The organism is Sporofaciens sp. JLR.KK001 (assembly GCF_036941055.1).
Lineage (GTDB): Bacteria > Bacillota > Clostridia > Lachnospirales > Lachnospiraceae > Sporofaciens.
Genome location: NZ_JAYMNO010000001.1, coordinates 3,352,068 through 3,378,340 on the forward strand (window position 1 = coordinate 3,352,068; position 26,273 = coordinate 3,378,340).

General features: G+C 50.0%; 21 protein-coding genes. 3 read left to right on the forward strand and 18 right to left on the reverse strand.

Translation table 11 applies throughout. The features are described from left to right. Positions 1-29 precede the first annotated feature (29 nt). The 8 genes from VSQ62_RS17275 to VSQ62_RS17310 form a co-directional block, all read right to left on the reverse strand. Positions 30-1,013 carry an electron transfer flavoprotein subunit alpha/FixB family protein gene (locus tag VSQ62_RS17275; protein ID WP_334636027.1) on the reverse strand — a complete coding sequence of 328 codons (984 nt, stop codon included), beginning with the start codon at positions 1,011-1,013 and terminating at the stop codon, positions 30-32. A 4-nt stretch (positions 1,014-1,017) separates the two neighbouring features. Then, entirely contained in the window at positions 1,018-1,809 is a 792-nt protein-coding gene (locus tag VSQ62_RS17280) for an electron transfer flavoprotein subunit beta/FixA family protein (RefSeq protein ID WP_334636028.1), read from the reverse strand. A 9-nt stretch (positions 1,810-1,818) separates the two neighbouring features. After that, the gene (locus tag VSQ62_RS17285) at positions 1,819-2,979 is read right to left on the reverse strand and encodes an NAD(P)/FAD-dependent oxidoreductase (RefSeq protein WP_334636029.1); all 1,161 of its coding nucleotides are present in this window, start codon (positions 2,977-2,979) and stop codon (positions 1,819-1,821) included. Positions 2,980-2,999: 20 nt separating this feature from the next. Beyond that, on the reverse strand, positions 3,000-4,253 hold the full coding sequence (locus VSQ62_RS17290) for a Zn-dependent hydrolase (RefSeq protein WP_334636030.1): 1,254 nt from the start codon (positions 4,251-4,253) through the stop codon (positions 3,000-3,002). A 217-nt stretch (positions 4,254-4,470) separates the two neighbouring features. Then, a complete protein-coding gene (locus VSQ62_RS17295; protein ID WP_334636031.1) occupies positions 4,471-6,210 on the reverse strand; it encodes a PucR family transcriptional regulator in 1,740 nt (579 codons plus the stop codon). Beyond that, positions 6,159-7,499, reverse strand: a complete 1,341-nt coding sequence (locus tag VSQ62_RS17300) for a replication-associated recombination protein A (RefSeq protein WP_334636032.1) — start codon at positions 7,497-7,499, stop codon at positions 6,159-6,161. Before VSQ62_RS17300 ends, VSQ62_RS17295 begins: the two co-directional genes overlap by 52 nt. Positions 7,500-7,521: 22 nt before the next feature. Beyond that, the gene (locus VSQ62_RS17305) at positions 7,522-8,280 is read right to left on the reverse strand and encodes a tRNA threonylcarbamoyladenosine dehydratase (RefSeq protein WP_334637698.1); all 759 of its coding nucleotides are present in this window, start codon (positions 8,278-8,280) and stop codon (positions 7,522-7,524) included. A gap of 61 nt (positions 8,281-8,341) precedes the next feature. Then, positions 8,342-9,094 (reverse strand): polysaccharide deacetylase family protein, encoded by a 753-nt coding sequence (locus tag VSQ62_RS17310; RefSeq protein ID WP_334636033.1) that lies wholly within the window; start codon positions 9,092-9,094, stop codon positions 8,342-8,344. Positions 9,095-9,262: 168 nt separating this feature from the next. Here VSQ62_RS17310 and VSQ62_RS17315 point away from each other — a divergent pair, with 168 nt between their 5' ends. Beyond that, the gene (locus VSQ62_RS17315) at positions 9,263-10,645 is read left to right on the forward strand and encodes an MATE family efflux transporter (RefSeq protein WP_334636034.1); all 1,383 of its coding nucleotides are present in this window, start codon (positions 9,263-9,265) and stop codon (positions 10,643-10,645) included. Between the two features lie 62 nt (positions 10,646-10,707). Here VSQ62_RS17315 and VSQ62_RS17320 read toward each other — a convergent pair whose 3' ends face one another. The 4 genes from VSQ62_RS17320 to VSQ62_RS17335 all read right to left on the reverse strand — a co-directional run bounded on the left by VSQ62_RS17320 (position 10,708) and on the right by VSQ62_RS17335 (position 16,084). After that, positions 10,708-11,679 (reverse strand): hypothetical protein, encoded by a 972-nt coding sequence (locus VSQ62_RS17320; RefSeq protein ID WP_334636035.1) that lies wholly within the window; start codon positions 11,677-11,679, stop codon positions 10,708-10,710. Positions 11,680-12,147: 468 nt separating this feature from the next. Further along, on the reverse strand, positions 12,148-13,464 hold the full coding sequence (locus VSQ62_RS17325; RefSeq protein WP_288091876.1) for an IS4 family transposase: 1,317 nt from the start codon (positions 13,462-13,464) through the stop codon (positions 12,148-12,150). Positions 13,465-13,734: 270 nt separating this feature from the next. Further along, positions 13,735-14,343: a flavin reductase family protein gene (locus tag VSQ62_RS17330; RefSeq protein ID WP_334636036.1), complete on the reverse strand. Its 609-nt coding sequence runs from the start codon at positions 14,341-14,343 to the stop codon at positions 13,735-13,737. A 91-nt stretch (positions 14,344-14,434) separates the two neighbouring features. Next, complete coding sequence (locus tag VSQ62_RS17335) at positions 14,435-16,084, reverse strand: putative manganese-dependent inorganic diphosphatase (protein WP_334636037.1); 1,650 nt, start codon at positions 16,082-16,084, stop codon at positions 14,435-14,437. Positions 16,085-16,277: 193 nt separating this feature from the next. On the opposite strand from VSQ62_RS17335, the gene VSQ62_RS17340 reads away from it, so the two are divergent. Further along, positions 16,278-16,985, forward strand: a complete 708-nt coding sequence (locus tag VSQ62_RS17340) for a S1 RNA-binding domain-containing protein (RefSeq protein ID WP_334636038.1) — start codon at positions 16,278-16,280, stop codon at positions 16,983-16,985. Positions 16,986-17,062: 77 nt separating this feature from the next. On the opposite strand, the gene VSQ62_RS17345 is transcribed toward VSQ62_RS17340, so the two are convergent. From VSQ62_RS17345 to VSQ62_RS17365, 5 genes are read right to left on the reverse strand one after another with little or no spacing between them, the layout of a single operon-like run. Further along, positions 17,063-18,568, reverse strand: a complete 1,506-nt coding sequence (locus VSQ62_RS17345) for an extracellular solute-binding protein (protein WP_334636039.1) — start codon at positions 18,566-18,568, stop codon at positions 17,063-17,065. Further along, complete coding sequence (locus VSQ62_RS17350; protein WP_334636040.1) at positions 18,565-19,362, reverse strand: ABC transporter permease; 798 nt, start codon at positions 19,360-19,362, stop codon at positions 18,565-18,567. The genes VSQ62_RS17345 and VSQ62_RS17350 overlap by 4 nt, the downstream gene beginning before the upstream one ends. Next, positions 19,359-20,153: an ABC transporter permease gene (locus tag VSQ62_RS17355; protein ID WP_334636041.1), complete on the reverse strand. Its 795-nt coding sequence runs from the start codon at positions 20,151-20,153 to the stop codon at positions 19,359-19,361. The genes VSQ62_RS17350 and VSQ62_RS17355 overlap by 4 nt, the downstream gene beginning before the upstream one ends. A gap of 11 nt (positions 20,154-20,164) precedes the next feature. Next, entirely contained in the window at positions 20,165-21,604 is a 1,440-nt protein-coding gene (locus tag VSQ62_RS17360; RefSeq protein WP_334636042.1) for an ABC transporter ATP-binding protein, read from the reverse strand. A gap of 21 nt (positions 21,605-21,625) precedes the next feature. Continuing rightward, positions 21,626-22,183, reverse strand: coding sequence for a helix-turn-helix domain-containing protein (locus tag VSQ62_RS17365; RefSeq protein ID WP_334636043.1), 558 nt, complete (start codon positions 22,181-22,183; stop codon positions 21,626-21,628). Between the two features lie 262 nt (positions 22,184-22,445). Here VSQ62_RS17365 and VSQ62_RS17370 point away from each other — a divergent pair, with 262 nt between their 5' ends. Next, on the forward strand, positions 22,446-24,275 hold the full coding sequence (locus tag VSQ62_RS17370; protein ID WP_334636044.1) for a LysM peptidoglycan-binding domain-containing protein: 1,830 nt from the start codon (positions 22,446-22,448) through the stop codon (positions 24,273-24,275). An 84-nt stretch (positions 24,276-24,359) separates the two neighbouring features. On the opposite strand, the gene VSQ62_RS17375 is transcribed toward VSQ62_RS17370, so the two are convergent. Further along, on the reverse strand, positions 24,360-26,273 hold the full coding sequence (locus tag VSQ62_RS17375; protein WP_334636045.1) for an NAD(+) synthase: 1,914 nt from the start codon (positions 26,271-26,273) through the stop codon (positions 24,360-24,362).

A 26,273-nucleotide genomic window follows, 5' to 3' on the forward strand; every position in this document is an offset into this window, starting at 1 on the left:
TCCCCCTCCGCACATCAAAACACAACCCCTTAGATCGCCAGATAATTCTCCAGGATATCCTTAAGGTCAGCCGTGATTCCGTAATCGGCAACGCCGAAGATCGCCGCATCCTCATCCGTGTTCACCGCCACGAATAACTTCGTATCTTTGATACCTTCCGTATGCTGGATCGCACCGGATACGCCGAAGGATATACAGATCTTCGGACGGATCGTAAGCCCGGTCTGGCCAATCTGATGATTGAACGGAATCATCTCAGAATCTACCATCGGCCTTGTTCCTCCGATAGCTCCGCCGACCTTCTCGGCGAATTTCTCAAGCAATGCAAAGTTATCATCCTCAAGAACACCCCTTCCGCCGACTACTACGACCTCTGCTCCAAGGATGCTTCCCGTCTCATTCTCCGCCTCTGCTTCCTCGATCACTTCGATTTTAGAATCACCAACCTTGATGTCCTCAAAATATTCAATCTTTGCCTGGCCGCCTGCCGCTTCTTCCTGCGGAACATACACACCCGGCCTTACGGTCATCATCTGCGGATAATATCCATCTCTGGTAATGATGGTCACGAATACATTTTCACCAAAGGACGGCTTATTCTGCTTAATGTAATAAGAACCGTCTTCCTTCGTTCCTACCAGGACTTCTGTACAGTCTGCCGTCAGCCCGCATCCAAGCTTCATTGCCACCCTGGAGAAGATGGAACGCCCCTCGGGAGTTGCCGGAATCAGAACGCTTGAAGGGCCGATCTTCTTAAGCATCTCTGAGATCGCCTCGCTTACGGCATCGTCCTGCTGAGAACAGTCACGCCCCGCCTTAACGGCGTAGATCTCCTCCACACCAAGCCTGTCAAGCTCTGCCGCGATACCGTCCGGATCTTCTGCCAACACGATCGCCTGAACCTTCTCACCGGTCGTCTTCTGTATCTCCTTTGCCGCTGAAACCAGTTCTGCAGCTACCGGCTCTAATTTACCCTTATAACTTTCTGCATAAACACAAATTCCATTAGCCATAGGTCTATTTTCCTTTCTCCTCTTCAATCAGGTCATATAACTTCTTCGCAAGCTCCGCGGCTGTTCCTTCGAGCATAGCCGCCCTTCTTCCCGCCTTTGGTGAGAAGGAATCTACAACTGCTGTAGGGGAACCTGCGATACCAACCTCGTCAAGCGGAAGGCCGAGATCTGCATTGGTGTAAGTCACAAGCGGCTTCGACTTTGCCGCACGTTTGGTGCGAAGCGTAGCAAGACGCGGCTCATTGCAGCCAAAGTTAAATGATATCATAGCAGGAAGCGCACACCGGATACTCAGCTTCTTGTCATGGAACTTCTTTACCGCCACAATCCGATCCGCCTTGTCCGTATCATACTTGATCCCCTGTGCCTCCACCACATGCGGGATATCAAGACGCTCTGCCACCATAGCGCCTACCTGTCCGGTCGCGCCGTCTGCCGATAATGCTCCTCCTAAGATCAGGTCGAATTCTCCGTACTTCTTAATTGCCGCCGCCAGTACCTTCGCGGTCGCAACCGTATCTCCTCCTGCCACGGCCCTGTCTGTTACCAGGCAGGACTCGTCGCATCCAAGCGCCATCGCATCTCTTAAAGCCTTCTCCGCGTCCGGCGGCCCCATGGTAAATACCACAACCTTTCCGCCGGTCTGCTCCTTAAGAAGCATAGCCTCCTCGATGGCGTTTAAGTCCGCCGGATTTACCATACCTTCTGAACTTGCCCGCACAAGTGCGTGAGTCTCCGGGTCCACGGATACGTCGTTGGAGACCGGAACCTGTTTAATAAGAACTGCTATATTCATGATTTCCTCCTACAGAAGACGCTTAAATGCCCAGTTTTCCAGTAACGGTGTGCTCTCGCCGCGCATGATCAGCTTCGCTAAGTCACGGGTTGCCGCAGGCGCTTCGATCACGCCGTTGCCGCCGTAACCTGTGGACAGCATATAACCCTCAACCGGCGTCTCGCCCAGGATCGGCCAAAAATCCTTCGGCTCTGCACGGTAGGATAACCAAGAGGATACCAGTCCGCTGTCTACGATTCCAGGAACCTTCGCCTCCAACTGGTCAAGCAGGAAGTCGATGAAGTAATCGTCTGTTCCGCCTGTTGCAGGTAACTTGTCCGGATCCCACTGCCCCGCATGCATCGGATTGCTAAGATCCATAGACAGGTGAGACTTACAGATGAAGATATTGTCTCCGGCACGCAGTCCGTAGAACTCTGGATACTTCAGCACCGGGAATGTATAATCAAGCTTCTTTCCCGGAGGACATAAGAAGAATGCTTCTGCCTTCGTGTGCCAGATCGGTACGTCAAGGCCTACCATCTCGCCGGTGAATTTGCTCCATGGCCCTGTGCAGTCGACAACCACGTCGAATTCATAATCCTGTCCGTCGTCTGTCTTAAGCCCCTTGACCTTCTTGTCCTCTACGACAACCTCGGTCACCTTAACGCCGGTCTTCACAACGACGCCATTCTTCTGAGCCTTCTTGGCATATGTATTAGAAATCATCGTTCCGTCAAAATATCCGTCGTCCGCGGTATAACCTGCGCCAAGGATATTATCGGTAGAAATGTCAGGCAGGATCTCTTTGATGCGGTCTTTGTCTGTGATATACTCGCCTGTATAGCCTGCCGCCTTGGCAAGAGCGATACCGGTCTTGATCACCTTCTCAACCTCTTCATTGGTAGCTACAACCAGCGTACCGGTCTTATCAAATCCCGCGCTTCCCTTCTCTTCCGCTTCCATCTTCAGATAGGATTCGAATCCATAGAGCCTGACGTCCCAATATCTGTTCTTGAGGGAATCGTCAAACAGACACACCGTACCTGCTGATTTCGCCGTGGAGGCCCCTCCGATGGTATCCTTCTCGAATACGACTACCTCTGCTTCTCCGTCATAGAGGCTCAAATGATAAGCCAGCGCCGCCCCGGAGATACCTCCGCCGATGATACCAATTTTTTTCTTTGCCATAGTGTTTACCTTCCTTCCTTTTATTTTGAACATGAACCTGTCATGTTATCTACATTCAACACAGTTCCAAGCAATACATTGCAGCCGTTTTCAATATCGGCGTCCTCTGTAAACTCATATCTGGAATGGCTGATTCCCTTCTCGCTGGGCACGAAGATCATCCCTGTAGGGAATACGCTTGTCATGATCAGCGAATCGTGGAACGCGCCGCTTGGGATCGTGGTATAGTCGATACCAAGCTCCTTTACCGCCTGCTCCACACTGTCCTTCACCCACTCAGTCATCGGCGCCGGATCATGGTATGAGGTCGGCTCAAATGTATAAGTAACTCCATACCTGCCGCAGACGCTCTTAAGCTCTTCCCGAAGCTTCTCTTCGATCAGCGTCATCAGGGCGGCATCCTGGTCCCTGATCTCCAGGCTGAACGTACAGGTTCCCGGGATCACATTCACAGAATGAGGAGTTACCTTGATGGTGCCTACAGTCGCAACTGTAAATTCATTGCCATGCGCCGCCGTGATCTCCGGTATCTTGTTGATGAATCCCGCCGCAGCCACAAGCGCGTCCCTGCGGTCTGCCATGGCCGTGCTTCCGGCATGGTTCGCCTCGCCGGTCACAGTAACGTCATAACGGTTCACGCCCGCGATCGAAGACACGACTCCCACCGAAGTATTGGTCTTATATAATCTTGCTCCCTGTTCTACATGAAGCTCTATAAAGCAATGAACAGATGAAGGATCCCTCGCCGCCTTAAGCATATCCCCGCAGGTGATGCCGTAAGACTGCATGACTTTCCCTCTCTCTTCTCCGTAAATATCTAATTCCGAATCACTGACATCCGGGTCCTGTCCGCAGATTGCGCTGCTTCCGGTAAGACCCTTGCCGAAGCGGAAGCCCTCTTCATCGGTGAACACGATCACTTCTACCGGATGCTTCGGAGTATACCCTTCTTCCCTGAACGTCTCACAGACCTCAAGCGCGCCCACACATCCAAGAACACCGTCATACCTGCCTCCGTCCGGCACCGTATCCAGATGTGAACCCATGAGGATCGCCGGAAGGCTGTTATCCTGCCCGTCCATACGGGCAATCAGATTCCCTGCCTCGTCCATCCTGCATACCATACCCAGTTTCTCTGCCCAGGAGGCAAAGAGCTTCCTTCCCTTCACATCCTCCGCGGAAAATGCCATTCTTGTAAATGTTCCGTCTTCCTTCTTTCCGCACTGATAGATCTCCTCTAACCGGGAAACAACTCTTTTTCCACTCACTTTCATGCTTCTGCCATCTCCTCCTTTCCAATCGACCATTGGGCAATTTACACAATCTCGTGTATACATCCATAGTCAATTTGTACAAACACTCGCGTTTTAACACATAGAAATTATCTATAGTTCACATTATAGATAAATAAATAACGATATACATTGGAGAAATAAGATAAAAAAAGAGAGGTTCTTTATCTATATTAGACAAAGAACCTCTCTTTCGCGTCTATTTTGTCATATTTTCTATCATCTTATGTACGATCAGCCCGATCTTGACCGCCAGCACTTCGCTGGGATTGTCAAAATCAATCCCTGTGATCGCGGCGATCCGGTCGATGCGGTATGCCGCCGTCTTATAATGGACGAAGAGCTCCTGGGCCGTCTTCGTGAGATTCTGATTCCGGTCGAGATAAGTGCGCAAGGTCAGAAGCAACTCCTGTCTCTGCTGCTTCTTATAGCAGAGAAGCTTCTGAAGGCTCTCCGGAATATATTCCCCAAGCTCCTTTGGATCGTCCACCTTGCAGAGGAGCTTGAAGATCCCCATATCCGAGAAAAAGGCAATATCAGGTCCCTGATTCTCATTCTGGCCTTTGAAGATGCCGATGAACTCCAGAGAATCTCTTGCTTCTTTGAAGCTGTCCGAGAGCCTCACCACTCCTTCTACTTCCTTCCCCACGCCTGCGTGCACCTTAAAATTCCTGTTCTTCTGCGCTATTCTCTTCTGGATCTGCAAGGCCGTAGCTTTTAGCTCCTTCCTGTAATCCTCCTGCTTCTGCCCCTCTATGATCTGCTGTATCACGATCACCTGATCCAGGTCATTCCTCACCCTGACATCCTCGAACTCATTGATGACCGCGTCCCGCAGAATGCTGTCATAATGGAACTGCTCGTTGAGCTTCTCGTACTCTCCCGTACTCTCGTTCCATAGCTTGAATATCAGCACACGGTAATCGGCATTGAGCGGAATCCCCAGATGCTTGACTTCTCTTTCCAATTCCTGCCCGGAGAATACCTTCCCGTTCAAAATCTGGGTGATGATGTCATTCTGGAACTTTTCTTCCAGCTCTTCCACCAGATGTTGGCGGAACATCTCCTGCTTCAATGCCGTCACCGCATTTTCAACCGCAATATCGTCCATATCGCCAAAGGGTCTGTTGGATTCCGTGATCGCCAGATAAGCGCTCCTGTTATACATGACACGCCATTTTACAATATACTGGTCGTGTGCCCTGCCGCCGTCAGCAAGGACTGCCCTCTGTCTCAGATATGTATAGTTGGAATAGAACTGCGGATGGTACTCCCTGGCCTGATCCGACAATACAAGCCCTGGCATACTGCCCTGCGTTCCCGCAAGATATTCCATATTCTGATTGAAGAGCGCCGCCGGATTGCCCACCAGCTTCTCAAGGGCGTCCAGGATCTTCTGTATGTTATCCTCCGCCGACCCATAGGCGAAGGACAACGCCGTGAAATTATCATGGGTCGTCTTAAAATACTTAAGCTGCTTTACCTCTTCGCTGAATAACTGCTCCAGGATCGGCTTCAAGATCTCACGGAAGGACAACTCAAAGACAACCTCCAGAATCGGTACCGCGAATTCTTCCGCAAATTCCAGGATATATCTGACCTTCTCATCTATATCCTCCACACCCCGGTCGCGCTTTATGACGATGGCACTGACCTTCTTTACCGCCAGCTCCCGGAAATAACCGTCAAATTCCTCCATCGTACAGGCCTGGAACGCATAAAATCTTGTAAGCAGGACCTCCCCGCCGTTGATGAATTTCACAATATCGGGGGCCTCTATGATCGTAGCGCCCTGGATCTCATTGTCTAATCCTGCATCTCCGCCCAGAAACTTTGCCCCGCTGAAGATATCCATCTTCAACATATCTCTCACACGAAAACTCATATCTATTCCTTCTTTCTTTCGTCCGGCAGACCCTTGCGGATATACTCCATCCACTCCCGGATCTTCCTCTCATGCCCGTTATCTCCCGGCTCATAGAACCTGGCGTCTCTGATCTCTTCCGGCAGATATTGCTGCTTCACATAGTGGTTCGGATAATCATGGGCATATTTGTACCCGATTCCGTGTCCAAGCTTCTGCGCTCCCTTATAATGGGCGTCCTGAAGATGAACCGGAACCGTCGTCTTATACTTCTTCACATACTCCATAGCATTAAAAATGGCATTGCACGCCGAATTGCTCTTGGGCGCAGTCGCCACATAAAGCACAGCCTGCGATAAGATGATCTGCGCCTCCGGCATCCCGATCCGCTCTGCGGCCTGGGCCGCCGATACCGCTACGGTAAGCGCCATCGGGTCCGCGTTGCCTACATCCTCTGCCGCACAGATCATGATCCGCCGCGCGATAAACTTGATATCCTCGCCCGCATACAGCATCTTCGCCAGATAGAAGACTGCGGCGTCCGCATCCGACCCGCGCATGCTCTTGATAAATGCGGATATGGTATCATAATGGTTATCTCCCGTCTTGTCATAGCGCACAACCCTCTTCTGGATACACTCGGACGCCACATCGAGAGTGATATGGATCTGTCCGTCCGCGCTCCGCTCCGTGGTCAGGATCCCAAGCTCCACCGCATTCAGCGCATTCCTTGCATCTCCGCCCGAGATGTCCGCTAAGAACTCAAGCGCTTCCTCGTCAATGACCGCCTGATAGCTTCCCATCCCCTTCTCCGTATCATAGACCGCACGCCTGAGCAAGTTCTTGATATCCTCCTTGTGAAGCGGCTGCAGCTCGAAGATACTGGATCTGGAGATCAGCGCGCCGTTCACCTCAAAATACGGGTTCTCCGTCGTTGCTCCAATCAGGGTGACCGTACCGTCTTCTACGAAGGGCAGAAGATAATCCTGCTGCCCCTTATTGAATCTGTGGATCTCATCCACGAACAGGATGGTCTTCTTCTGATACATGCCAAGCGTCTCCTTCGCCTGCTGCACCACCGCCTCCATATCCTTCTTCCCCGCCACCGTGGCGTTGATCTGGGTGAATTCTGCACTGGTCGTGTTGGCGATCACCTTGGCAAGCGTCGTCTTCCCCGTTCCCGGCGGCCCGTAGAATATGATCGAACCGAGCTTGTCCGCCTTGATGGCGCGGTATAGAAGCTTGTCCTTGCCGATGATGTGCTGCTGGCCCACCACCTCGTCCAGAGTTACGGGGCGGAGTCTTGAAGCTAAGGGCGCTTCCTTGTCCATGTTCTTTTCACGTGCATATTCAAATAGGTTCATATGGGGAATTGCCTCCTTTTTATTAAATCTTCTGTTCACTGTGCAGCAGATCTCTTATTACTTCTCCGGCTATGAGGAGTCCGGCTGCGGGGGGAACGAAGGAGATGCTGCCGGGAACTGCCCGTCTTCTGCTGTCTTCTGGCTGTCTGTGCTGGGGTTTATCGTCCTTAGATGCCGCGATGGGCTTTTCTGCAGAATACAGGACTTTCAGGTGTTCGATCCCGCGGCTTCTGAGTTCTCTTCGCATGACTCTGCTTAAGGGGCAGACACTTGTCTTGCTGATATCTGTGATCTCGAACAGTTCGGCGTGAAGCTTATTGCCTGTCCCCATGCTGCTGATGATCGGGATTCCGTATTCTATCGACTTCTCGATCGCGGCAAGCTTCGCCGTCACTGTATCGACGGCGTCGATGACGTAATCCGGCATCGGATCAAATATACTCTCTATATTCTCAGGCAGTATGAAACATTCATAAGTGATCACCTCTGTCTGCGGACAGATATCCGCGATCTTCTCCTTCATGACCTCCGTCTTATACCTGCCGATCGTACTGTGCAGCGCAATCGACTGCCGGTTGATATTCGATATGGATACCCGGTCATTATCCACCAGGATCAGCCGTCCTACCCCGCTTCTTGCCAGGGCTTCAATACAGTGCGAACCTACTCCGCCCACACCAAGCACCATGACGGTCGACTGCATAAGTCTTCGAAGTCCGGCTTCTCCTAGCAACAGCTCTGTCCTGGCAAATTCGCTCTCTTCCGGATCTTCTGCCGGCAGGTTCTGTTCTGGCAACTGTTTTTCCAATTGTTTTTCCAACTTTTTCTCCAATCTTAGATTCTTAATCCATAAGAAGTTCATCCGCCGTCACGAATTCAAATCCCTTCTTCTTCAAGATATCAATGATCCTTAAGGCGGCATCCACGCTAGAATCATAACAGTCGTGTAATAGAATAATATCATTTTCCCCGGCTTCCGTCACTACCTTATTTACAATTTCATCCACATTCTTCGTCGTCCAGTCCAGAGGGTCGATACTCCACATGACCGGCATCACGTTCAGCTCCTGCTCAAGTTCCTCCTGCCACAGTCCAAAGGGCGGGCGCATATATTCCACATGCTTCCCGGTGATCGCGTAGATGGCTTCGTCTGTATCCATGATCTCTTTTTTCGCCTCTTCGTCCGATATTCGGGTGATCTCTACATGATTGTATGTGTGGTTGCCGATCAGATGCCCTTCCTCATAAAGCCGCTTGACTAGGTCAGGATTTTCCTTCACATTCTTACCGATCAGGAAGAACGACGCCCGCACCCCTCTCTCCTTCAAGCCGTCCAGAAGCCGTCCGGTGCAATGGCTGCTTGGTCCGTCGTCGAAAGTGATGGCGATCTTCGGCGCCTCTTCTGTCACGGAGAAAACGTTCTCATCCACGGTCTCTTTTATTCCCTGCTCTCTTACGGACTGTTCCCTTTGGACCTTCTCATCCTGGGTTCGTCCGCCTGCCAGATTCAGCGAAATCCCCAGGAAATTAAACAGACAAAACATATAGAATAGTCCGCACAGGACTTTGACTCTGCGAAATTCTCTTTTCTCCATACCGATGTTACCTCACTTTCACATATCCCTCCTTCATTTATATGTAAGGAACTGTGAATTTATTTAATATATAGATCCATAAATCAATCCATTGCAATATAATTATTATAATGCTATAATAATTCTTGCTGCCTTTTAGCAGAATCATTATAAAACGGAGGTATACTTATGTCAGAACCACATACAAAAGAAGCCGCCGCAGGCGGTAACAAGATGGGAACCATGCCGATCCCAAAGCTTCTGATCAGCATGTCCCTGCCTATGATGATCTCTATGTTGGTACAGGCTCTCTACAATATCGTAGACAGCATGTTCGTTGCACAGTTGAACGAAGACGCGCTGACAGCCGTATCGCTTGCATTTCCTATCCAGACGCTTATGATCGCGATCGCTTCCGGTACCGGAGTCGGCATCAACGCCCTGCTCTCAAGGAACTTAGGAGAGAAGAATTATGAAGCAGCCGATTCGGCCGCCAAGAACGGCCTGTTCCTCGGTATCGCAAGCTGTATCATCTTTGCCGTGATCGGCGGACTGGGATCGCATTTTTTCTTCGCGGCACAGACAGACAATCAGACCATCGTCACATACGGAACACAATACCTGACTATCATCACCGTGTGCTCTGCCGGTATCTTCCTGCAGATCACATTAGAACGATTGATGCAGTCCACAGGCAAGACGATCTATAACATGATCACCCAGGGAACCGGCGCGATCATCAACATCATACTGGACCCGATCCTGATCTTCGGGTTATTCGGCCTTCCAAAGCTGGAGGTTGCGGGGGCGGCCTTAGCCACCATCATCGGACAGGTGATCGCGGTGCTGATGTCATTCTACTTCAATCTTACCAGGAACAAGGAGATCAATATCAGCCTTAGGGGCTTCCGTCCGCATATGCGGACGATCGCCGTCATCTACGAGGTCGGAATCCCGTCCATTATCATGCAGGCCATCGGCTCGGTCATGACCTTCGGAATGAACAAGATCCTTCTGATCTTCTCTTCCACCGCAGCCGCCGTATTCGGCGTGTACTTCAAGCTCCAGAGCTTCATCTTCATGCCGGTCTTCGGGCTGAATAACGGGATGATCCCGATCATCGCATTCAACTACGGCGCCAGGAACAAAGACCGCATCATTCAGACTATCAAGCTGAGCGTCGCTATTGCCGTATCTATCATGATGTTCGGACTTGCCATCTTCCAGACGCTTCCAGGCTTCCTTCTTAAGAACCTGTTCGACGCCTCGGAGAATATGCTTAAGATCGGAGTCCCGGCGCTTCGGATCATCAGCTTAAGCTTCCTGTTCGCCGGCTACTGTATTATCGTCGGCTCCGTATTCCAGGCCCTTGGGAACGCCGTCTACAGCCTGATCGTATCTGCTGCAAGACAGCTCTTCGTAATCCTTCCGGTGGCCTATGTGTTCGCCAGGATATTCGGGTTACATATGGTGTGGTGGTCCATACCGATTGCAGAGATCGCGTCGGTCGTGATGTCGACCGTGCTGCTTCGACACATCTATAAGACTAAAATCAAACAATTAGGGACGTAGTAAACTACCATTTTACTACGTCCCCATTCAAGCCCCATTCGAGCAGTTCAAAGAAACATACTTTAGAATGTTTCCTCTCCTTCACACACAATATCTATACCATATTCCTTAAAGAGCTGCTCCTGGTAATCCCTGTCCCTTGTAGAACGCTCCAGATCATCATATCTTTTCTCGTTAAGCAATAAACGACACAAGTGGTTTACTTGATCCCTCATAATTTCTCTCTCTTCTTCACGAATGTAATCCATTACTTCTTTTTCATTATATTCAAAGATACTCATCGCCACTACCTCCGCCTTATTCTTCCTTAAGAAATCCTCTAAGATTCCTTCCTTAATACACTCATCCACTGCACGGTTTACTGCCTGTTCAAGTTCCATCTTTGCCCGGTATCTCCGCACACGGACAACATATTCCATATATTCCTGCAAAGTGGTGCATTCTTTTAAAAATTCTTTATTCTGACCAGGATTAATATTCACTACCAGAACCTTTAACTCCAAAAACGGAGATTCTTTCTCTAAAATATCACCAATCTTCTCACTGTCACTGCTCTGATCTTCAACTTTGACCCCGTTACCGTCAGACTCCGCCTTACCCTCATATGAAGCCTTGTACAAATCCGACAGTCTCAGAATCTTTCGCTCAGGGTATTTCGTAGTTCCATTATAGAATACTACAAAATATGGCGTTGGAAGCTCGACTGCCTCTTTTCCATACAACTTACGGCTCTCCACAAGTCCCTCATACTCTTTCGAAATATAATGCAGTAACCGCAGCGACATATTTGGATTGACTGTAGATTGATGCTCATACAGATGCAGATCATCCGCTATAAGAAATGCAAGATCATTCTTCATTCCCATATATATCGCATGCTTCAATGTGACCACTTGCAAATCATCTGCATTCGTATAGTTCTTTCCACTGACTGAATTATAGAGCTCTAACTGCCGTTCTTTATCATCCTGATATAAAATACAGAATATACTATCCTTATATTTCTCATTGACATGTACCCGTTTCTCTTCCATAAACAAACCTCCTTTTAAGGGGCTTGAAAAGTAAAACATAACATGCCTGCCATACTTTCAACTTTCAGCCCCTATGCTGTTATAAATAATTGGAATAAGCATAGATGTTCTGAAATGATGATGACAAGTATATCTGCTTGAATAGAATTTTAGAATCTTTATGCTTCAGATAAGGATAACATAGTTAAGTGACATTTACAATATAAAATCTAAATCTTCTATTTGCTTCTATTGGGATAAACTTCAAACAGATAGGGACATAGTAAACCAATGTTAACAACTTAGTAGTGGCATGATATCACAATAGGATTAAGCTATTAAACCAATAATAGCAGATGATAGAAATGATTAAAATACACTGAAAAAAGGGCAGACTTTCCCCTTGGTTGCTATCAGCTGTTTTTTTAGATATGGCGTTTGTATTGTAGAATATAAAGAAACTGGCACCACCACCTTTCTTAAATGGTATTAGTGTGTAGTCTTGTTATTGTAATGATGTTTGACTTTTCTTGGAGTTGTACGTAGATTTGATTCCCCGCTGCCCTTTTTGTCACACACCCGGTGAGATACGGCAAAATCAAATATACAGCGGATGATGCCATACTTTTCTGTGTCTGTATCAGCATCCATATATTCTCCTATATGACGGCTCAGGTATCCGACAAGCTCATTCATGTTTGTCATATATTTGTTCTGATTCCCTTTCTGGTTTATGGTGCTGTCAACAATGCCGTCCGTCTCCCGCTTTATGGCAAGAGCCAGGTTTGCAAGCAATACCGATATCCAGAATTCCTGGAGAACGGAGTTCTCGGAATAGCCCCGGAAATTAGTGAGCCCGATCTTTTCTTTGACAAGCTTATAATTCTCCTCCACCGGCCATCTAAGGAAGTAACACTGGCGGAACAGTTCTTTGGCAAGGTCAAAATCATTTGTGATCAGCGTTTCCACCGTCCCACTTGGGAGGTAAAATTTAAGGATGCGTACTTTCCTGCCATCAAGGAAAAAGATATAGTCACTGATTCCATTTCGATCCGCCGGTACAGGGAGTGCATCAATATCCGTGTTAAATTTAGTCCTTAACCGGAAGAGATATCCGGCATGTAAGGTGTCTTCGATAAAAGAAAATAAATTTTTTGAAGCATATCCCCTATCGAAGACAAATATGGTGTATAATAGATTCGTCCGTGCTTTGCTTTTTATATTTTGCATATGCCTTATGGCAAGGGTACGTTCACCGACGCTCATGGGTTCGAGCTGTGCATCAAGGATGCGGTGATTCAGTACATCAAAAGCAACACTGGCAATGGCAGTGGGAGAGTTTTGGCCTCTCCCTATGCTGCCGTATTTATCAAGAAGAGTCTTACGGTTAGGAAGAGGTATTTTAGAGCCGTCAACAGCAATGATCTGCCGTCCCCATACACCCATGAAACGTGAATGGAAATCCAGGGAATCCCTGCTGCAAAGGAAGTCAAGTACACGTTCGAAGCATTCTTTGAAAATAGAGTGATCAATGCCGGAACGGGCCTTGCTGAAAGCCTGTTGGGAACATTTCACAGTATCAGAGATTGGAATTCCTGATATATGCCGCAATTCGGTAAAGAATTCATCCAGTGATGAAGAAATAGTTTTCTTGGAATTTCTTAATAACAGTTTGATCAATGTCCAATAGGGAAGTTTCCCGCAATTGCGTGTAAAAGCCCCTTTTCTGTTTCTGGCCCGTTCAAGGACATGTGGATCAAGTAATGTGTTACAGATAATATCGACTAAGATTTGAATTAAATTCATACGATGCAGCCCCCTTAAAAAAGTAATATAAACAAGGGCTGCGCCGCATTTTTTGGAGCTTATGTCAATAGTAAATATGCTGATTTTTATGGGCGAATTTTGTGCAATATTTTAATCGTATTAGTGGTTATAAATAAAGAAAGGCACAGGGAATCCCGTGCCAATTAAAAGAAACACTATATGTTGTAGTTGCTTGAGTTAGGTTGTTAACATTGCATAGTAAACTACCACTTTACTATGTCCCTATCGTATCTATCTATCTTTATTTATTTATTTTCTCTTCTTCACACTCCACCCAAACTTCCCAAGCTCTTTCCCAAGTCCAAGATATTCTCCATGGGAATACGCCAGAAGCCCGGTAGAATTCAATTCGAACTTCCCGCCCTTCTTCATATACCTCTCATCCACCTGAACCGCCGCCACTTCGGCGAGGAACATATGGTGAGAGCCAAGCTCCTTAACCTCCGTCACCCTGCACTCGATATTGACCGGACTCTCCAGGATCACAGGCGCATAGACAAGCTGATCTGCCGCCCCCTTCGTAAGCGCCATCTCCTTCCACTTATCCACATCCCTGCCGGATCTCACCCCGCACCAATCCGTAGCATAAGCAAGTCTTTCCGTCGTAAGATTGACCACGAATTCCCCGGTTTCCCGGATCATATGATAAGTATAACGCTCCGGCCTCACAGAGATGTAGAGCATCGCCGGGTCCGAACAGACCGTTCCCGTCCACGCCACCGTCAGGATATTCGCATTCCCTGCCTTATCCGCGGCGCTCACCATCACCGCCGGAAGCGGATAGAGCATATTCCCCGGCCGCCATACCTGCCTTCCCGCCGCCATATCCACTTTCCTTTTCTCTTTTCTCTTCTCCATAACTCCTGCCTCTCTTTCTGCTGGGCCGCGTTCTATCTACAGGATTCCTATCTACAAGATTCCGCCTGCCGACGTTAAAACAGCGTCCATTTTACTCCTGCTGCAGCACTCCCACCAGTGTCGGAATCAGCTGCTTCTTCCTGGATACTACGCCCTTGAGCACGATCTTATCGGTATCCTCATTCAGGTCAAACGCATCTACGATATATTCCTTCGCGTTGTTCCCCACGCACAGAAGTTCCGTGGACTCATCCAGGATATCCGTCAGCATGAAATAGATCATCTGGAGGCTGTTCTCCTTAAGCACCTCTGAAAGGTGCGGGCGCAGCACTTCCTTGATCTCCTTAAGCTCTTCCTTGTTCATGGAATTGATCTGCCCCACGCCAAAGACGATATCATTGACCGTGAACTGCTTGAAATCCTGGAAACAGATCTCCTGCGCGCTCTTTCCCGCAAGGCTGCTTCCCGCTTTGAACATCTCGCCTGCCATCTGCTCTAAGTCGATCCCGGCAATCTTCGCCAGCTTCTTCGCGATCTTCTCATCCACCGCCGTACACGTAGGAGAGCGGAACAGCAGCGTATCGGAGATGATCGCAGAGCATAATAACCCGGCGATCGTGGAGGTAATCTTCACCCCTGACTCCTCATACATCTGGTAAACGATTGTCGCCGTACAGCCCACCGGCTGATTGCGGAAGAACACCGGTCCCATGGTCTCGATATTGCCAAGCCTGTGATGGTCGATGATCTCAACAATCTCTGCCTCATCTATCCCATCCACCGCCTGAGACTTCTCATTGTGATCCACCAGGATCACCTTCTTCTTGCTGACATCCAGGAAACGCCTTCTGGAGATAAATCCTTTGAACCGCCCATGCCTGTCAAGAATCGGGAAATCCCTGAACTTCTTCTTCGTCATCTCCTCCTTGATGTCCTCCACATAATCCGTCATGCGGAACGCGGTAAGCGGCGCCTGAGTCATAAAATGCTTCACCGGAATACTCTGATTGATCAGTCTCGCCACCGTATAGGTATCGTGAGGCGTACTGATGATCACAATACTCTGCTCCTCTGCTCTCTTGATCAGCCTTTTTGACACCTCTGCCCCCTGGCACACTACCAGACAGCCCGCGTCGATATCCACCGCGCACGCCTGAGACTCATAACGATTCCCTAAGATTACCAGATCATCCTTCTCAATGAATTCTTCCATCATCTCCGGGCTCGATGCCGCGATCGTCACCTTCCCTTTGGTAAAATATCCATGCTCGTTCCCGCAGATCAGTGTCCCGTCCAGGGTCTTGGCAATGTTCCGGTACTGCGTCTTGGCAGTGGAAAGGATACAGTTGTCATAGACATCCATATAGGAAGTCGCGATATCCCCCGTGGAGATCACTCCCACCAGCTCTTCCTCCTTCAGGATCGGGAGCGTCTTCACATGCTGCTCCTTCATCTTCTCCCATGTATCCTTGATAGAGACATTCGGCTCCACGCCCTCTATCTTATGTATATCAATATCCTTCACCTGCAGCTTCACATTGGACAGCAGATCCGGCGGGTCTACCTTGAACCTGTTCAGCACATAATGTGTCTCCTCATTGATCTGTCCCGCCCTCCTGGCAACATACTCGCTGCCGGTCAGTTGTTTCTTCAGATTCGCATATGCGATCGCAGAACAGATCGAGTCCGTATCCGGATTCTTGTGCCCCACCACATACACTTTCCCCGTCTTCTTTCCCATTATCATCACATCCTCAAACCAGATTTCCCGGCCATTATTACTGGTTTTAACTACCTGCCGGAATACTTTACTAATAAGAGTGCCATTTTTTTCGACTTTCGTCAACTATAAATTGAACATTTCCCCTGTTTTATGTTATAATTAAAAAAGTATGTGGAAGCGTACGAGTCTCGAAAACGAAAGGGAATATACTATGAGTGAAGAATTATTACAAGGAACAGCAGCAAATGAAGCTGCCGAAGGCGGCACAACGGAGACCATGGCAGATCTGGAAGAACATTTTGATGATGCCAATCCATGGAATCTTGTAGCCTCCTACAAGGAAAAGGGTACCGTCCTTCCCGTCAAGGTCGAAGGGATCGTCAACGGAGGAGCAATCGCCATGGTAGAGGGATTGCGCGGCTTCATCCCGGCATCAAGGTTATCCCTGTCTTACATTGAAGATCTGGAGACATATCTGCTCAAGGATATCGAAGTGAAGGTCATCGAAGTAGATCAGGCCAATGAGCGTCTGATCCTGTCCGCCCGCGAGATCCTTAAGGAGCAGGAGAAGAAGGCGATGGAAGAAAGAATCGCCAATGTTAAGATTGGAAGCGTTGTGAACGGAACCGTTGAGAGTCTCCAGAACTACGGCGCATTCGTTCGTTTAGAAGACGGACTGTCAGGTCTGGTTCATGTTTCCCAGATCAGTCAGAAGCGTGTGAAGTCTCCCAAAGATGTTCTGAAGGAAGGCGATGAGGTCAAGGTCAAGATCATCGGGCTTAAGGACGGCAAGATCAGCCTCAGCATGAAAGCCCTGGAAGAAGTGAAGGAAGAGCCTGTTGAGAAGGTACACATTCCCAAGTCCGAGAGCATCGGAACCAGTCTGGGCGATCTGTTTAAAGGAATCAAGCTGGATTAGTAAAATTAGTTACAATCCGGCATAAAAACAGGAGGCATTCTGTACATACACGAATACCTCCTCTTTTTATACCCTTCTTACCGTCTCAGCTTCCTTATGCCAAATACAGCCAGCACACAGACCGAAGCTCCTGCGAATACCCACACCCATACCGGTATATCGTAGATATTGCAGCACCGGACATTGATCCACATCTGATTGATCTCCCTCGTCTGATCTTCATCGAAGCACACCATGATCGAAGACCTTGAGATCGCTTCCTGTGTGGGATACTGGGCAAATAGCTGCCTGTAGACCTGATCCGAAGGCGCAGTGATCACATACTCTTCTTCGCCTCCTTCGGAAAAGAAATATCCCAGGTCATATTCTGACACCTCTTCCTCATCTTCTTCGGCGCCGTAACACCAGTCGGCATATTCGAAGATCCTCATATCCTCCCCGCCGGAGATCACGGAAGTATACCCCACATAGTACATGTTCCGGATCACATTGTCAGGCCGGGAGTTAAAATTAATGAATGCCTCCGCCGCATGCTGCTTCGCCGCATCCTCTCCGATTCCGTTCTTTAACATCACCCATCCGTCAAAATAGATATTGGTCGACTCCGACGGCACGGCAAACGCCAGCGGGAAATCATCCTCATCCGCCTGGTCCATGGTATAGACCGCATCCCCGGACCATTGAAGATTCGCTGCCACCTTCCCCGTAACCATATCCGCCTTCCCTGAATCCGTCTCAAAAGAATACGCATTGTTCTTCACATCCTGCAGATACTCCTGCGCGTCGGCGATCGTCTCCCTCGACGTATCGTTCATCTCTTCTTCCAGCCTCTTCTGATAATCCGGATCATTCTTGAATTCTTCGGAATTCAAAAGCTCCGACTTGATGGCGCCCACCGCCGCGAAATACGAATCCCTTACATTGTCCTTAATCGTGACCTGTCTCTTATAGTCTGGATCGTTGAGGATCTTCCAACTGGAAGCATCCTCCTCGCTTACAAGCCCGGGGTTATACACGATCCCGGTGATTCCCCACATATAGCCTGCCGCGTAATCCCCCCACGGCCTGCCCCCGATCTCATTCTTCTCGAATATCTCTCTGATATACGGCGACACGCCGTTACTGTAATAATTATTCTGATCAGAACCATCAAAGAATCCTTCCGATAACGGTACAAGCTGATCCTCCGTCATGAGCTTCATGATCATGTATTCCGACGGACAGACCAGATCATAGGTATCCCCCAAAGTCAGCATGTTATACAAGTCTTCATTGGTTCCAAAGGTCGAATATTCCACCCTGACGCGAATCCCATACGTCTCATAATACCACTGCGTAAAATCCTCTATCATGGTATTCTCCCCGATGATATCACCGCTGTCAAGTTCTATGGTCTCCTCTTCATCCCAGTCTCCCAGATCGATGTACTCTTCCCAGTTGCAGACCCTAAGGGTAACCTCCTTCTCTACTTCCCTGCCGCCGCTCTTGGCTGCATCCGCCGTCACCGGGCATGTTAAAACCAGGAAGCTGCAAATACACAGGACCGCAATGCTTCTATATCTGTTAAATATCTCGATTCTCATACAGTCTTCCTCTCTTCCTTATTCGCCCTGATATTCATCACCGCAGAGAACAGCACGACCAGAAGGAAGATCACTGTGGACAACGCCCACAGCGCCGTCTTGATGGTCGTCTGCGCCCCCTTGGTCGCATTCACCACATAGGTACTGATCGTATCAAAGGTCGCAGGCTTCGTGTAGGTCGCCACAAAATAATCGTCCAGCGACAGGGTTACTGCCATCGCAAAACCCGAGAGAATCCCCGGAAAGATCTGCGGAATCACGATCCGGATAAGCGCGGTAAAAGGCGTCGCCCCAAGATCCAGCGCCGCCTCATAGATGCTTGGATCCATCTGTTTTAATTTAGGGATCACGGCAAGGAACACGAAAGGCGCACACAGCGTCACATGTCCCGCCACAAGCGGGATATACGTGTCCTTGCTGATCCCTAATACTACCACCAGCAGAATACAGATGGAGAATCCAGTCACCACATCCGCATTCACCACCGGCACCTGGTTCATCGTAGTGATCGCCGAAGCCATCCCCTTCCTGGAATAGAAGGAACCAATGGCGCCCATCGTTCCAAGCACCGTCGCGATCAGTGCCGACCCAAGCGCCAGGGCTACCGTCCCCGCAATCATGCTGCGAAGCTCCGGCGTCGTAAACAGCGTCACATAATTATGCACAGAGAAGCCCCGGATCGCCCCGATATTCGTGGCGTCCGTGAAGCTGTACACCGCCAGGACAAGAATCGGCAGATACAGGAATAAGAGAACGAAGATAATAACCATCCATCTCCATACTTTTCTTATCATAACAGCGCCCCTCCCCTCGTATTCTCTTCTTCTGCCCCGCCGGTAAGAAGCGTGAACAGGCAGATGATCCCAAGAAGGATCAGTGCGATCATGGATCCGCCGTTCCAGTTGTACGCCGCAAAATAGCTCCCGATCAGACTTCCCATAATATAGGTACTGTTGTACAGCATATCCAGCACCACATAGTTCGTCATCGCCGGCAGAAATACCATGGATACACCGCTCATGATCCCCGGCAGGGATAAGGGCAGGGTCACCCGCAGGAACGCCTGCAGCTCTCCCGCACCCAAGTCTCTCGCCGCCTCCAGAAGCGCCCCGTCAAGCTTGGAGATGGTGGTATAGATCGGCAGGATCATAAACGGCAGGAAATCATAGCTCATGCCAAGCACCGTATTCAGGAACGGATGATAGGCAAGGTTCCCCTCAAGCCAGGTAAGGATCTCTTTAAGCGCCGTGATCCGCAGAGAGAAATTGATCCACATCGGCATAATGAAGATCAGCACGATGACGGATTTTCCTTTGAGCTTACTGGTGGCAAGGATGAATGCCAGGGGATATGCAAGAAGCAGGCACACCGCCGTGGTAACCATCGCTATACCAAAACTGTAGCAGAGAGTCCCCAATGTATTCGGGTCAGAGAAGAATCCCGTCAGATTCTGGAACGTAAACTCTCCCTGCCCGTTCGTAAATGCATAATAAATCAGTACAACTAAGGGAGCCACAACAAAAAGCAGCAAAAAAACTGCATACGGGATTCCCAGATATTTTCTGGAAAATGTATGTCTGTGCATGTATCCGCCTCCTACTTCTTCACTGTGAAGATCATCTTCTCCACCGGCATAACAAGGCCGACCTGATCTTCCATATTCCACAGGTACTCGTCATTTACCACGAAATCCTGTTCCAGATCCGTGTGTATCACATAGCTGTAATGATCTCCCTTATAGATCATGTTGCTGATACAGCCCTGCACAAGCCCCTCCTCCTGATCGTCAGTCAGTTCGATATCCTGAGGCTTGATGGAGATCTTGACCCGGATCTTCTTCGGATCGATCTCCAGGCCTCTGGAATCCACAAGCGTCCCGTCCTCCAGCATCGAGCTTCCCTTGATCACATCCGTAAGGGCGACCGGAAGAACCGTCCCGTTATATTCTAGTTCATAGTTCTTATTGATCTCTGTCGCAAAGATATTGGTATGATCCTCGGCAATCATAATATGGATATTGTCCGGCTCCACTTCCACTCCGACACGGTCTCCCACCCTGGCAGAATGCACGGACTGGGCAACGATCTCATTCTTCCCGGATTCCACCGTGATCTCATAATGTATCCCCTTGAAGATCACGGAAGTCACGATACCGCGGATATTCCCACGTTCCGGACTTGTAAGCGTCACATCCTCCGGGCGCACGACCGCCGTGATATGGGTTCCCTCTTCCACGTCGTCCACACAGGCGAATTCCCCGCCGCAGAAGCGGGCCTTAAGCTTCCCGGTCATAATCCCGTTAAATATATTGCTGTCTCCGATAAAGTCCGCCACAAAGGCATTGATCGGCTCATTATAGATATCCTCCGGCGTGCCGATCTGCTGCATCTTCCCCTCCGACATGACCACAATCTTATCCGACATGGTAAGAGCCTCCTCCTGGTCATGGGTCACATAGATGAATGTGATGCCAAGCTCCCGGTGCATCTCCTTAAGCTCAAGCTGCATCTCCTTGCGCATCTTTAAGTCCAAGGCGCCTAAGGGCTCGTCAAGCAGAAGGATCTGCGGCTCATTGACCACCGCCCGCGCGATAGCGACCCTCTGCTGCTGCCCGCCGGATAGGGTATCAATGCTCCGGTTCTCGAACCCTTCCAGATCCACCAGCTCCAACACCTTCTTCACCTTCTTGGCAATCACCTTCTCCGGCGTCTTCTTCTGCCGCAGGCCAAAGGCGATATTCTCGTAGATATTCATATGCGGAAACAATGCATATCTCTGAAATACCGTGTTGATCGGCCGCTTATTGGGCGGAAGGCTGGTGATCGGTCTGCCGTTCAGCAGGATCTCTCCCTCCGTTGGGAGATCAAACCCGGCGATCATCCGAAGAGTCGTCGTCTTCCCACAGCCGGAAGGTCCCAGAAAAGTGATGAATTCCCCCTGCTTCACCTCCAGGTTGAAATCTGACACCGCACTGTAACCGTCCTCATAGGTCTTCGTAATATGCTTTAATTCGATGATATTCGTCGTCTGTTCCATCTTCATCCCCCAACTATTCATTTAAAATGTAGGCGGTGTGCTGACCCAGATAAACCTGGCCGGCCTGCCGCCCGGATTCTCAATACGATGCCGCCGTTTGGCCGGATAGTAGAAGCTCTCCCCGGCCTTCACCGTATAGACCTCGTCCCCCAGATAGAGCTTAAGCCGCCCGGAGATCAGATAACCGAATTCTTCCCCGTCATGCGGCTTATCCTCCTCAAGCCCCTGGTAAGGCTTAAGCACCACCAGAAGCGGTTCCATCTGATACTTCTGGGCCGTGGGCACAATCCACTGGATACTGTTGCCCGCCTCGTCCACCTTCTCAAAGAAACCCTCTTCCGAGAATACCACATGCTCTTCCTCCGCTTCCTTGAAGAACTCAGAAGCAGTGGTCCCCAGACACTCGATCAGATCCAGAAGCGTCACGATGGACGGCGACACCTGCCCTCTCTCCAACTGGGATATGAATCCCTTGGTAAGCTCTGTCCGGTCCGCAAGCTCCTGCTGCGTCAGCCCGTTCCGGTTGCGCAGATCCTTGATCTTATTCCCGATATGTTCGTTCACATATTCCAGTTCCATACTATCCCTGCTCCTTTTACAATATTTCTAAACTAAAAATAAATTTTTGCTAAACTTTCACGCTGAATCTATTATACTCTTATTAAACTTTTTGTCAATTATCAATGTGATTATTATCTATTCTTTTTATCCCTGTCTCCATCCCCTTTTTCCCGCTTTCATTCGACAAATTCTATCATTTTCAGACCTAATTTTCCCTGTCATGATAACCTTCTGCCCCACATATGATATATGGATATCAGAAAATAAACAGGAGACCTCCATGGCGATTGGTTATTTACAGATACAGGTGCGGACCGCACACGAAGCCGTCCCTCTGAATAACGTACAGATACAGATACAGGCTGCGGCCGGAAATACACTCTACAACCTATGGACAGATGAGAATGGGGATACCCCCGTCGTATCCCTGGAAACCAAGGATAAGAGCTTCTCACAGAATCCTTATTACAACGGAACGCCGTTTATCAGCTATCATGTACTGGCCGAAGCCTCCGGCTTCGACTCCCTGTTCGTCACAGATATTCCGGTGTTCGACGGAGAGACGGCCGTTCTTCCTGTGACGCTGACCCCGATGCAGCAGATACAGAGAACCCCCGTCACCAAAGAGATCTTCATTGGCAAGCCTGCAGTCGCGATGAATGATGCCGTTGAACAGAAAGGCACCATGATCGATCCGCACACGGAGCCCTACGTGCTGCGGCAGGTGGTGATCCCGGATCCCATCACGGTCCATCTGGGTACTCCGGGTTCATCCGCTTCCAATGTACGGGTGTCCTTTCCTGATTATGTGAAGAATGTGGCAAGCAGTGAGATCTACCCTACCTGGCCCGCCGCCGCGCTCACCGCAAATATCTACGCCATCATCACCTTCGCGCTGAACCGCGTATACACGGAGTGGTATAAGGCGCGCGGATATTCATTTGACATCACAAACAGCACCGCCTATGACCAATATTTTGTATACGGCCGCCCCATCTACGAATCTATCAGCAGGATCGTGGATCAGATCTTCAACCAGTATGTCAGACGGCAGGGGCAGAACGCGCCGTACTTCACCTCATTTTGCAACGGCACCACCGCCACCTGCCAGGGCTTATCCCAGTGGGGGACCGTAACCCTGGCAGACCAGGGCCTAACGCCCATACAAATCCTGCGCTCCTATTATCCCGATGACATTGAGATCGTCGAGACCAATATCATCACCGGGATCGTGAACTCCTATCCCGGCGCTCCTCTCCGGGTAGGAAGCACCGGACTTGACGTGCAGACCATCCAGACCTATCTTGCCAGGATCCGCCGAAACTATCCGGCGATCCCCTCCATCACCGACGAAGCCGGTGTCTTTGGAGACAGCACAAAGGCGGCAGTCGTCAAATTCCAGAATGTCTTTGGCCTGGCGCCGGACGGGATCGTAGGGAGGTCTACCTGGTATAAGATCTCAAGCCTCTACACAGCCATTGCCAGGCTGGCGGAATTAGACAGCGAAGGAGAGACCCTGGGGATCGGCACCGTACCGCCGGGCAGCACCCTTCGCACCGGGTCCACAGGCCCCGATGTGATCACCCTGCAATATCTGTTGGATCTCATCTCCGAATACTATCCCGAGATCCCCGCTCCGGTCCAGGACGGGATATTCGGCAGCGGGACGAAGCAGTCGGTCATCGCGTTCCAGAAGGCCATGCAGCTTGATGCAGACGGGATCGTAGGCTCCCGCACGTGGCGCGCCCTGTATGACACCTACCAGGGGATCACCCAGAATGTTCCGTCTCCCGGTCCCGGAACCGGAAGCTTCCAGTATACCGTACAGCCCGGGGACACCCTCTGGCTCCTCTCCAGGAAGTACGGCACTACCGTAGAAGCCATCAAGCAGTTAAACGGATTGACCGGCGATATGCTGTACGTCGGGCAGGTGCTTAAGATCCCCGCCCCGCAGTCAGAACCTTACATCGAATATACTGTAAAGTCCGGCGATACTCTCTGGCTTCTCTCGAGGAAATATCATACCACCGTGGACGCCATCAAGAGACTCAACGGATTGACCAGCGATATCATTGATATCGGACAGGTGCTTAAAATTCCCGTAGATTAATCCCTCCCGCCGCCTGCAGGCATAAAAACACCCTGGCAGGAATGCCGTCTCAGACATTTCCTGCCAGGGTGTTCTATTCTAATATCAGCGCATACGCTCCAGAGCCTTAAGCCAGCTTGCCGCACACGCGTCGCTCGGCATCCTTAAGTCTCCCCTTGGAGACAGCGCCACCGTCCCGACCTTCGGCCCGTCCGGCAAACAGGAACGCTTGAACTGCTGGGTGAAGAATCTTCTTATGAAAGTCTCAAGCCACCGGTATATGATATCATCCTCATACTCCCCGGCAAACGCATACTTCGCAAGCCGATAGATCTTGTCCGGCTCATATCCGAACCGCAGCAGATAATACAAGAAGAAATCATGCAGCTCATACGGCCCCACCAGATCTTCCGTCTTCTGTGCGATCTCCCCGTCCTTAGGAGGCAGAAGCTCCGGACTCACCGGCGTATCGAGCACATCATAAAGCACCGCCTTAAGTTCCTCATCCCCGCAGGTATCCGCATAATAATGCACCAGATGGCGCACCAGCGTCTTGGGAACCGAACCATTGACCCCGTACATGGACATATGATCCCCGTTATAAGTCGCCCACCCAAGGGCAAGCTCCGACATATCCCCTGTCCCGATCACAAGGCCGCCGTTCTGGTTCGCCACATCCATAAGAACCTGGGTACGTTCTCTCGCCTGGGCATTCTCATATGTCACGCTGTGATCCTCCATATCATGCCCGATATCTTCAAAATGCCGCTTCACCGACTCGGCGATCGGGATCTCTCTTAACGAAGCTCCAAGCTTCACCGACATCTTACATGCATTCCGATAAGTTCTGTCCGTCGTGCCGAAACACGGCATCGTCACCGCCGTGATCCCCTTCCTGTCTAATCCAAGCATATCAAACGCCTTCGCGGACACCAGAAGCGCCAGTGTGGAATCCAAGCCTCCTGAAATCCCCACCACTGCATTCTTCGCATGGGCATGGGCAAGCCTCTTCTTAAGCCCCATGGCCTGGATCATCAGGATCTCCTCACAGCGCACGGCCCTGTCTTTGGCATGCTCCGGTACGAACGGCCTAGAAGAGATCTCTCTGGTAAGTTTCGTCTCCTCTATCCGGACCTCAAAGGGGATCCTCCATAGCACAGGATCCTCCATAGCCTTAAATGTCGTATTCTTCCTTCTCTCACTTAACAGGCGGTCAAGGTCGATCTCCGAATAGATCGCCCCGTTCACGAAACGCCTGCTTGCCTTCAGTACCGTACCGTTCTCCGCGATCAGGTTATGTCCTCCGAATACCAGATCCGTCGTAGACTCACCCTCTCCCGCGTTGGCGTAGATATAACCGCAGATCAGACGCGCAGACTGTCCCTCGATCAGGCTTCTCCGGTACAGATCCTTCCCGATGGTCTCATCACTTGCCGAACAGTTGACGATCAGAGTCGCCCCTTCCCTTGCCGCCTCTATGCTTGGCGGAACCGGCGACCATACGTCCTCACAGATCTCAGCGGACACGATCAGAGATTCCATGGATGCGGCTGTAAATAAAAGCTTAGGTCCAAACGGAACCTTCTCCCCTTCAAAGAGGATCTCCCTTGTCCTCTTTGGCCCCGGACAGAACTGCCGCATCTCATAGAATTCCCCGTAATTCGGCAGAAATGTCTTGGTCGTAAGCCCAAGGATCCTCCCCCGGTTCAGCGCCGCCGCCACATTATACAATTCCCCGTCAATAAAAAGCGGAACACCTACGAAGAATAATGCGTCCTTCTCCCTGGTATGCTCCGCGATCTTAAGAAGCGCAGCCCTGGCATCCTTCAGCAGGATATCCTGTGTAAAGAGATCTCCGCAGGTATACCCTGTCACACAGAGCTCCGGGAATGCAGCCACCTTCGCCCCTTCTTCTGCCGTCTCGTCGATCAGATCACATATCTTCTCTGTGTTATAGGCGACGTCCGCAACCCGGATATCCGGTGTTGCAGCCGCTACCTTAATAAATCCATCTCTCAT

Excerpts from the sequence above, each read along its gene's own strand:
- VSQ62_RS17275 (WP_334636027.1), bottom strand. The coding sequence starts at position 1,013 with ATGGCTAATGGAATTTGTGTTTATGCAGAAAGTTATAAGGGTAAATTA.
- VSQ62_RS17280 (WP_334636028.1), bottom strand. The coding sequence starts at position 1,809 with ATGAATATAGCAGTTCTTATTAAACAGGTTCCGGTCTCCAACGACGTA.
- VSQ62_RS17285 (WP_334636029.1), bottom strand. The coding sequence starts at position 2,979 with ATGGCAAAGAAAAAAATTGGTATCATCGGCGGAGGTATCTCCGGGGCG.
- VSQ62_RS17290 (WP_334636030.1), bottom strand. The coding sequence starts at position 4,253 with ATGAAAGTGAGTGGAAAAAGAGTTGTTTCCCGGTTAGAGGAGATCTAT.
- VSQ62_RS17300 (WP_334636032.1), bottom strand. The coding sequence starts at position 7,499 with ATGAACCTATTTGAATATGCACGTGAAAAGAACATGGACAAGGAAGCG.
- VSQ62_RS17310 (WP_334636033.1), bottom strand. The coding sequence starts at position 9,094 with ATGGAGAAAAGAGAATTTCGCAGAGTCAAAGTCCTGTGCGGACTATTC.
- VSQ62_RS17315 (WP_334636034.1), top strand. The coding sequence starts at position 9,263 with ATGTCAGAACCACATACAAAAGAAGCCGCCGCAGGCGGTAACAAGATG.
- VSQ62_RS17320 (WP_334636035.1), bottom strand. The coding sequence starts at position 11,679 with ATGGAAGAGAAACGGGTACATGTCAATGAGAAATATAAGGATAGTATA.
- VSQ62_RS17325 (WP_288091876.1), bottom strand. The coding sequence starts at position 13,464 with ATGAATTTAATTCAAATCTTAGTCGATATTATCTGTAACACATTACTT.
- VSQ62_RS17330 (WP_334636036.1), bottom strand. The coding sequence starts at position 14,343 with ATGGAGAAGAGAAAAGAGAAAAGGAAAGTGGATATGGCGGCGGGAAGG.
- VSQ62_RS17335 (WP_334636037.1), bottom strand. The coding sequence starts at position 16,084 with ATGGGAAAGAAGACGGGGAAAGTGTATGTGGTGGGGCACAAGAATCCG.
- VSQ62_RS17340 (WP_334636038.1), top strand. The coding sequence starts at position 16,278 with ATGAGTGAAGAATTATTACAAGGAACAGCAGCAAATGAAGCTGCCGAA.
- VSQ62_RS17345 (WP_334636039.1), bottom strand. The coding sequence starts at position 18,568 with ATGAGAATCGAGATATTTAACAGATATAGAAGCATTGCGGTCCTGTGT.
- VSQ62_RS17350 (WP_334636040.1), bottom strand. The coding sequence starts at position 19,362 with ATGATAAGAAAAGTATGGAGATGGATGGTTATTATCTTCGTTCTCTTA.
- VSQ62_RS17355 (WP_334636041.1), bottom strand. The coding sequence starts at position 20,153 with ATGCACAGACATACATTTTCCAGAAAATATCTGGGAATCCCGTATGCA.
- VSQ62_RS17360 (WP_334636042.1), bottom strand. The coding sequence starts at position 21,604 with ATGGAACAGACGACGAATATCATCGAATTAAAGCATATTACGAAGACC.
- VSQ62_RS17365 (WP_334636043.1), bottom strand. The coding sequence starts at position 22,183 with ATGGAACTGGAATATGTGAACGAACATATCGGGAATAAGATCAAGGAT.
- VSQ62_RS17370 (WP_334636044.1), top strand. The coding sequence starts at position 22,446 with ATGGCGATTGGTTATTTACAGATACAGGTGCGGACCGCACACGAAGCC.
- VSQ62_RS17375 (WP_334636045.1), bottom strand. The coding sequence starts at position 26,273 with ATGAGAGATGGATTTATTAAGGTAGCGGCTGCAACACCGGATATCCGG.